Origin of the sequence: Anaerococcus sp. mt242, from assembly GCF_016798225.1 — a bacterium.
Classification (GTDB): Bacteria; Bacillota; Clostridia; order Tissierellales; family Peptoniphilaceae; genus Anaerococcus.
The window spans coordinates 1-8,089 of sequence record NZ_JAEUYX010000032.1 but is presented as its reverse complement, the minus strand read 5'-3'; the positions used below and the strand labels follow the sequence as shown (position 1 = coordinate 8,089).

Genomic DNA, 8,089 nt, shown 5'->3' with positions numbered 1-8,089 from the left:
GCATGAAAAAAACCCCTCAATCCATATTCCGGATTTTGGGGTTCAGCTCATTATTCCTTGCTTTTTTATCTCCCAAGACAAGCAAATCTTATCAAATCAATTATGGAATGTGTTGTAATTGAACTTGTTAGGTCTAATTTTTTTTGAAGGATTGCCAGAGGCATTGCAAAAACAAGCCAAGCTCCAATCAAGCCTCTTATATTAAATCCATGGGCTATTGCATGGGGTAGGGTCATTATTGCGTAAATCAAAATTTTATCTACAATATTTTTTTCCATGCCTCTTAAAATATAAATGCTAAGTGCATAAAAAATAAATCTAAAGCTGATTTCTTCCATGACTCCCGCTTGTAGGCCAATAAGAAGTGGAGTGATTGTTGGATCCTTTATTTTAATTTCCGCCCCTCCTAAATTAATAAATCCTAGAATAAGGCCGACTGCGATTGCAATTATCAAACTTTTTTGCCAATTTTTGCTTAAAAGCTTATCCCAACCTAAAAAGTTTTTAAAAACTGTAACAGATCCTAAATATGTAATAAAAATAATGGCAAATAAGGCAATGGCAAGAAAAGATTTTTCTATAAAAATGATGTTAAGTGATCCAAGGGATGACATAATCGTGGCCACTATCAAATCTTTTTTTGTGAGTTTCTCCTTGTTTTTGATCAATAAATAAATTGCGACAATAATTATCCCTAGAAATAAAAATAAGGGAGCAAAAAATTTTACAGCAAAAAAGCTTAAAAGTATAAAAATAATAGTAACAAAAAATAATTTTAATCTCTGACTTTCCACCAATCAACCTCCAAAACATTTTTTCACCTACATTTTAGCAAAAAAATACCAGCCCAAAAAGTAGTGGACTGGTAGGATTTATTTTCTAGCCATTGTAAGCTTCTTCGTCTACAAATAGGTAAACATTTGGATGTAGGTGTAGGAAGCTTGCTGGGAATTCTGGGTAGATTTTATCTTCTTCTAGTAGTCTTTTTACTGCATCGTGTTTATTTTTTCCACTTGCCATTACTACTAGTGTTTTAGCATTGAATGCATCTGACATTCCCATTGATACTGCGTATTTTGGCACGTCATCTTCGCTATCAAAAAATCTTGAGTTTGCTTTTATAGTTTCATCTGTTAGTTTGATGATAGATGTTCTTTGGTTAAGTTTTTGATCTGGTTCGTTAAAGGCCAAATGCCCATTTGGTCCTATACCTAAAACTTGAATATCACGTGGTCCAAATTCATCTAATAATTGATCATATTCTTTTGCATATTTTTCATCTGCTTCTGGGGCAAATGGTAGGTGGGTTTTGCTTTTATCTATGTCTACGTGGTTAAATAATCTATCGTTCATAAAATATTGATATGATTGATCATTTTCTTTATCAATACCAACGTACTCATCAAGGTTAACTGAGCTTGCATATTTAAAGCCAATTTCACCTTCTTTATTAGCCTCGATTAGATTTTTATAAAGTCCTTCTGGTGTTGATCCTGTTGCTAAACCAAATTTGATTTGTGGTTTATCTTTCATCAGGCTTATTACTAAGTCTGCTGCTTTTCTGCTCATTTCATCATAATCTTTGCTTACTATTACTCTCATTTTTCCCCCTCAATATTAAATTCTAATTAATATTTTGATACTCTGATACAATTTTGTCAAATAATTCTTTTCTTTCCTCTTCTTTTATACCCGTATATTTTTCGATTGCTGACTCTATTGAGTTTTGATTTACAAATTGGATTATTTCTCCTGCTTTGTCATCACTTTGCTCATCGTATTTAAAGGCATAGGCGATAGCTTTTGCAAGATTATCAAAAGGCATATCATTGTCAAAAGCTTTGATAGCAGGCGCTACTAGTCTATCATTTTCTCCAAGTTTTCTAACTGGATCACGTCCTACTCTCTCGATTGTATCGTGGGAAGCTGTTTTTAAAAATCTATTTAATTTGCTTTCTTTAAAGTTTTCTAGTTCATCTTTATCTAGACCATGTTCTTTTATTAAAACATTGCCTGATTCTGTCATTAGGTTTTGGACATCTGCTAGGATTTTTTCATCTTCAAAGGCTTCATTCATCATTTTGTAGCCTTTGTTGTAGCCAAAGTAGCTTGTTGCTGCATGGGCACCATTTACTAAAAATAGTTTACGTTCTAGCATCTTATCAATGTCATCTGTGTATTCTGCATCTTTTACAGGTTTTGAAGTCGGATCGTCTAATTTTGTTTGCTCGATTACTGCTTCAAAATCATCAGAAATTTCTACTACTGGCTTTCCATCTACTTCTTTATTTTGAACAATTCTATCTGTTACTGTATTTGGAAATGTTGCAATTTCTTCAATTTGTTCAGCACTTAGGGAAGAGTTTTTTATAATATCTTCTTTTAATATATCACTTGCCCTATAAGCATTTTCAAAGGCCATGATATTTACTTTTTTATCATCTGGATATTTTTGTTCAAGACCTTTTGCAATTATTTTTGATGTTGAATCTAAGTTTTCTACCCTTACTGATGTTGTAATTATTTCAGCTTGAGTAATTTTTTCATAGATTTTTTCTAAATCTTCTTCACTTGTTGAGCAAAGGGCTGATACATTATCGATTTTTTGGCTTTCAAAGTCGTGGTCTGATAGTTCTACCATGTAGTAGCCATCTTCGTTTATTCTATCAACTATTGGTTGATAAACATCTACAAAAAGTACATGATAATCTGAATCGTGGAGGACTTTTCCTAAAAGTCCCCTACCGATTGCTCCTGCTCCAAATTGAATAGCTAATTTCATTTTAAACCTCGCTTGTTAAAATTTCATAAATTTCATCTTTAGATTTATTTTCTACAATGTCATTTACTATTTCTTCATTATCGATTTTTGTTGCTACATTTGATAAGATGGCCAAATGTTCATCTCCAACACCTGCAATACCAATAACTAATTTTACAATTTCATCATCCCATTTCACACCTTCTGGAATTGTAAGTACTACTAGGCCTGATTTTTTAATTGCAGATTTTGTTTTATTTGTACCATGTGGGATAGCAAGACCTATGCCAAAGTGGGTTGGTGCTTCATTTTCTCTTTGTAGCATACCATTTGTATACTCATGGTCTACATATCCTGAGGATTCCATGATTCTTCCAACTTCTTTTATAACTTCTTCTTTTGAGTCAAATTTTTGATTTAAAAGAATATTTTCTTTTTTAAGAACTGACGAATCATTAGTTTCTTTTTTATCTTCTGTAATCTTTTCTCCATCTGAGCTATAAACTACAGTTTCTATTTCTTCATTGTTTGATGCTTGATTAATGGTTTCTTCTTTTTGTGGAGAAGTTGGACCATTATTTTCTCTTGCATCTTTAATATCAGCTATTAACTGATCATATTCTGGTGCTTGCATAAAGTTTTTAACTGATACATGGTAGGCAGCATTATTTTTTTGAATTGCACGTTCTGTTAAGTCTTGGTGGGTGATTACTACATCAGCATCATCTGGGATTTGTGGGATAGCTACATTCCTTACTTCAATATCATCAAGTCCTGCCTCTTTAACTTTTTTCTTTAAGATGCTAGCTCCCATAGCAGATGATCCCATACCTGCATCACATGCAAAAATAATTTTCTTTGTGTCAGCTAGATTTGTATTTGTCGGTCTTTTTGCTAACGTTTTGTTTGCTTTTGTATTTTTCATGTCACTTGTTGCTTCATCTAGTGATTTGCCGTTATTTTTGGCATTTCTTAATATAGGTAGAGCAACTATCATTGAAACTACTGTTGAAACTGCAAAGGCAATTATTGTTGGTAAATATGAACCCCTAGGAGTCAATAATATCCAAGATATAAGTGATCCTGGAGATGGAGATGATACTAGTCCACCACTCATCATTTGTAATAGGAATGTAGAGCTCATACCTCCTACAATGGCCGCAATTATTAATTTTGGATTCATTAGTACATATGGGAAGTATATTTCATGAATACCTCCAAATACTTGAATAACTGATGCACCAAGAGCAGATGCTTTTTCATTTTTCTTACCAGCTATCATATAAGCTAGTAAGATACCAAAACCAGGTCCTGGATTTGACTCAATCATAAATAGCATTGACTTACCAGCTTTTTCTACTTGGTCTAATCCTATTGGAAATAAAATACCGTGGTTAATAGCATTATTTAAAAATAAAATTTTGGCAGGTTCTACAAATATATGAACTAATGGCAATAAATGTCTTTGCACTAACCAATCTACTCCGGTTGAAAGTATATTTAATAACCCTTCCATAACCGGCGCTATAGCTACATAGGCAAAAAGTGAAAGTCCAAAGGCTAGAAATCCTGCAACAAAATTATTAACAAGCATTTCAAAACCACTTTTTACATGTCCATCATAGGCATCTTGAATTTTCTTAAGAAGCCATGCTGAAAGTGGTCCTAAAATCATAGCAGCAACAAGCATTTTTTGCTCACTACCAACTATTGCCCCCATAGTTGCAATAGCTCCAACAACTCCACCCATACGTGGGTTAGCTATATTTCCTCCGGTATAGGCAATCAGTATTGGTATCGCATATATTATTATAGGGTCAACAAGGTTTGCAAACTTTTCGTTTGGAATCCAACCTTTTGGAATAAAAAGTGCGGTTAAAACTCCCCAAGCTATAAAAGCTGCTATGTTTGGCATAACCATACTTGATAAAAACGATCCAAAGTTCTGGACTCTAGATCTCACAGATTTTTTCTCTGTCATCTTATCCTCCTCTAAAAGTTATTGTATTTATATTATACCGTTTAAGTTGTTAATTTTTAGATTTTAAGTAGGAATATTTATTGGTTAAAATGTTTGCAAATCTAAACTAATTTAGATATATTCTAGACAATAAATAGTGGTGAAATTGTTTGCACAAGCAAATACATTTTGTTATAATTATCTTAAGTTTATAGGCATGAGTAAAGAGCAAATCTATGGTGATAGGCTCTTTTTTGTTTAAAACAAATTTTAGGAGGAATTATGACAACTTTAACTTTTGTAGGTGCAGGAATGATGGCATCAGCCCTAGCAGTTCCAGCTTATGATAATGGTCACGAAATAAGAATAGTTGGTACCCATTTAGATGATGAAATAGTAAAAAGAGCTAAAGAAGATGGTTACCATCTAAATATGAAAAGACAATTACCAGAAGACTTTAAATGGTACTACTACGATGAATTAGAAGAAGGACTTGATGGTGCAGATGCAGTAATCTGTGGGGTTTCTTCCTTTGGTGTAGATTGGTTTTTAGAAGAAATATTTCCAAAACTTGATAAAAATCTACCAGTGCTATCAGTTACTAAGGGAATGATAAATAAAGAAGACGGATCACTTTTATCTTATCCAGAATACTGGGAAGAAGAACTTTCTAAAAAAGGAATAAAAAGAGATATCTGTGCAGTAGGTGGGCCATGTACTTCCTATGAGCTAGCAGATAGACACCATTCTCTAGTTGGTTTTTGCGGAAAAAATATCAATGATCTTAAATTCTTTAGGGATACTTTTGCAAATGATTATTATCACGTTTCAATCAGTAATGATGTACGTGCAGTAGAACTTTCTGTTGCCCTTAAAAACGCCTACGCCCTAGCTGTTTCTCTTGCAGTCGGTATTGCAGAAAGTGAAGAAGGCAAAGAAGGAGTAAACCATTACAATCCACAAGCAGCTCTATTTGCCCAATCAACTCGCGAAATGGGTGGATTATTAGAACTTGTAAATGGAGATAAAAATCAATTAGAACTAGGAGTTGGTGATTTATATGTAACAATCTTTGGTGGAAGAACTAGAAGAATTGGTACACTCTTAGGTCGTGGTTATACTTACGAAAAAGCTATGGAAGAATTAGCTGGAGTAACTTTAGAATCAGTTGTCATTGCAAAAAGAATGGGAGAGGCTATTACTGTATTGGCGGACAAAGGTGAAGTAAACAAAGACCAATTCCCATTATTAATGCACATATATGATATGATTGCAAATGGTGCAAAACTTAATATTCCATGGGCAAAATTTGATAAAGAAGATTTAGATAACTAAATTTATAGAGGAAGAGTATGGAAACTACACAATTAAATAATAAAAAATCTTCTGGATTCCAAGCAAGATTCCAAAAGATTGGGGGCTACCTATCGAGGATGGTAATCCCAAATATCGGTGCCTTTATAGCCTTTGGCCTTATCACTGCAATCTTTTTAGAAACTGGCTGGTATCCAAATGAAACAATTATCAAATTAAAGGATCCGCTTTTAAGAAGTCTTTTACCAATCCTAATAGGTTATTCTGGTGGGGAACTTGTTTATGGTAAAAGAGGAGCTGTAGCAGGAGCCCTTGCTACTTTTGGTCTGACAATAGGTTCTGATGTAGCCATGTTTTTGGGAGCTATGATTGTAGGGCCTTTTGGTGGCTGGATTATCAAAAAATTTGACCAAGCTATAGATGGCAAGGTAAGAGAAGGTTTCGAAATGATAGTAGATAATTTTTCTCTTGGAATTATTGGTGGGATTTTTTGTATTCTATCATTTTTATTTGTAGAACCTATAATGGCGGGAATTACTAACGCTCTCGCTAGCGGAGTAGTTTGGGTTATGGAACATAAGTTGCTTCCACTGTCTGCAATATTTATAGAACCAGCTAGAGTATTGTTTTTAAATAACGTAATTGATCACGGAATTTTAGCACCAATTGGTCTTGAACAAGTAGCTAGCCAAGGTTTTTCACCATTATTTATGATTATCCCAAATCCCGGAATTGGACTTGGAATTTTGCTTGCTTATTGGTTTTTTGGTAAAGGTGAAATGAAAGAAGCAGTACCCGGAGCTGTAATCATTCACTTTTTAGGGGGAATACATGAAATCTTCTTCCCTTATGTACTAGCAAATCCACTTTTAATTCTTGCTGATATTGCAGGTGGCATTGCTGCAATTATTACTATGCAAATTACAAATTATGGACCAGTTTATACACCATCACCTGGATCCATTATCTCAGTTCTTGCCCTTACTCCAAGAGGAAAATATCTTGGAGCAATCCTAACAGTAGGAGTTTCTTGCCTAGTAACATTCCTAGTAGCTTCTATTTTTGTAAAAAAATATTACAGAGGCTATGTAGAAAATTCACCAGGATCTAATACTGATGGATTAGTAAGAAGCTTTAATAATATAGAAAATAACGGAACTATTGATGGGCAAATCAAAAAAATAGTTGTAGCTTGCGATGCTGGTATGGGATCATCTGCTATGAGTGCATCTTCCCTTAAAAAGAAACTAAAAGAAGCTGGATACAATATAGAAGTTGTACACACAGCCCTACAAAATATACCAAATGATGCAGACATTGTAGTAACCCATAAAGAACTTACAAATCTTGCTATGAAAGCAAAACCAGAAAAATACCATATGTCTATCTCCTCCTACATCAATCCACCAGAATTTGCTGATGTGGTAAATGTAGTTAGGGAAAATAACGATAAAGATATGAAGGTTTCTAATTCAGAAAAAATAACAAGTTATGAACCATCTAAAGAAAACAAAACACCAAATAGCGCTTCAAACGAAGTATTAAAATTAGATAATATTATAATTACAGATGATATTAAAAATCGTGATGAAGCCCTTAGATTGATTAATAAACATTTTGTAGACGGAGGATACACTACAGAAAAATATCTTGAGGCAATGGTTAAGAAAGAAAAAGAATTTAATACCAACATAGGCAATGGACTGGCTATTCCTCATGGAACTTTTGAATATAAGGATGAGATCCTAAAAACGGGTCTTGTAATCCTAGTTTGCAAAAATGGTGTTAGATGGAATGATGAAGATGTAAAATTAATAATTGGTATTGCAGGTAAGGGTGATGAGCATTTAGAAATATTATCAAAACTTGCAACAGAATTTGAAACACAGGAAAAGGTAGACGAATTTATAGCCCTTAATAACAAAACTAAAATGAAAAATATTTTGGAAAGTGATGAAAATTAAATATAAACTTACAAACAAAAAAGCAAACCCAAAAGTGAGCTGAACCCATAAACACGGAATAACTTAATAATATTTTAAGCGGAATGTAAT

Annotated in this window: 6 protein-coding genes; 2 read left to right on the top strand and 4 right to left on the bottom strand. The window is 33.5% G+C overall.

Features of this window, described 5'->3' with window-relative positions; all coding sequences use genetic code 11:
* Positions 1–65 precede the first annotated feature (65 nt).
* From JNO63_RS08375 to JNO63_RS08360, 4 genes are all read right to left on the bottom strand, one after another.
* Positions 66–626, bottom strand: a complete 561-nt coding sequence (locus JNO63_RS08375) for a hypothetical protein (RefSeq protein ID WP_203128499.1) — start codon at positions 624–626, stop codon at positions 66–68.
* 253 nt (positions 627–879) lie between these two features.
* Positions 880–1,602, bottom strand: a complete 723-nt coding sequence (nagB, locus tag JNO63_RS08370) for a glucosamine-6-phosphate deaminase (RefSeq protein WP_203128498.1) — start codon at positions 1,600–1,602, stop codon at positions 880–882.
* Between the two features lie 22 nt (positions 1,603–1,624).
* Complete coding sequence (locus JNO63_RS08365) at positions 1,625–2,782, bottom strand: aspartate carbamoyltransferase (RefSeq protein WP_203128497.1); 1,158 nt, start codon at positions 2,780–2,782, stop codon at positions 1,625–1,627.
* Between the two features lies 1 nt (position 2,783).
* Positions 2,784–4,742 carry a PTS mannitol transporter subunit IICBA gene (locus JNO63_RS08360; RefSeq protein ID WP_203128496.1) on the bottom strand — a complete coding sequence of 653 codons (1,959 nt, stop codon included), beginning with the start codon at positions 4,740–4,742 and terminating at the stop codon, positions 2,784–2,786.
* A gap of 261 nt (positions 4,743–5,003) precedes the next feature.
* On the opposite strand from JNO63_RS08360, the gene JNO63_RS08355 reads away from it, so the two are divergent.
* The gene (locus tag JNO63_RS08355; protein WP_203128495.1) at positions 5,004–6,056 is read left to right on the top strand and encodes a glycerol-3-phosphate dehydrogenase; all 1,053 of its coding nucleotides are present in this window, start codon (positions 5,004–5,006) and stop codon (positions 6,054–6,056) included.
* Positions 6,057–6,073: 17 nt separating this feature from the next.
* Positions 6,074–7,999, top strand: coding sequence for a PTS mannitol transporter subunit IICBA (locus JNO63_RS08350; RefSeq protein ID WP_203128494.1), 1,926 nt, complete (start codon positions 6,074–6,076; stop codon positions 7,997–7,999).
* Positions 8,000–8,089 lie beyond the last annotated feature (90 nt).

Bases quoted from the DNA above. Each gene is read 5' to 3' on its own strand.
- nagB (WP_203128498.1), bottom strand. From the start codon at position 1,602: ATGAGAGTAATAGTAAGCAAAGATTATGATGAAATGAGCAGAAAAGCA.
- JNO63_RS08365 (WP_203128497.1), bottom strand. From the start codon at position 2,782: ATGAAATTAGCTATTCAATTTGGAGCAGGAGCAATCGGTAGGGGACTT.
- JNO63_RS08360 (WP_203128496.1), bottom strand. From the start codon at position 4,742: ATGACAGAGAAAAAATCTGTGAGATCTAGAGTCCAGAACTTTGGATCG.
- JNO63_RS08355 (WP_203128495.1), top strand. From the start codon at position 5,004: ATGACAACTTTAACTTTTGTAGGTGCAGGAATGATGGCATCAGCCCTA.
- JNO63_RS08350 (WP_203128494.1), top strand. From the start codon at position 6,074: ATGGAAACTACACAATTAAATAATAAAAAATCTTCTGGATTCCAAGCA.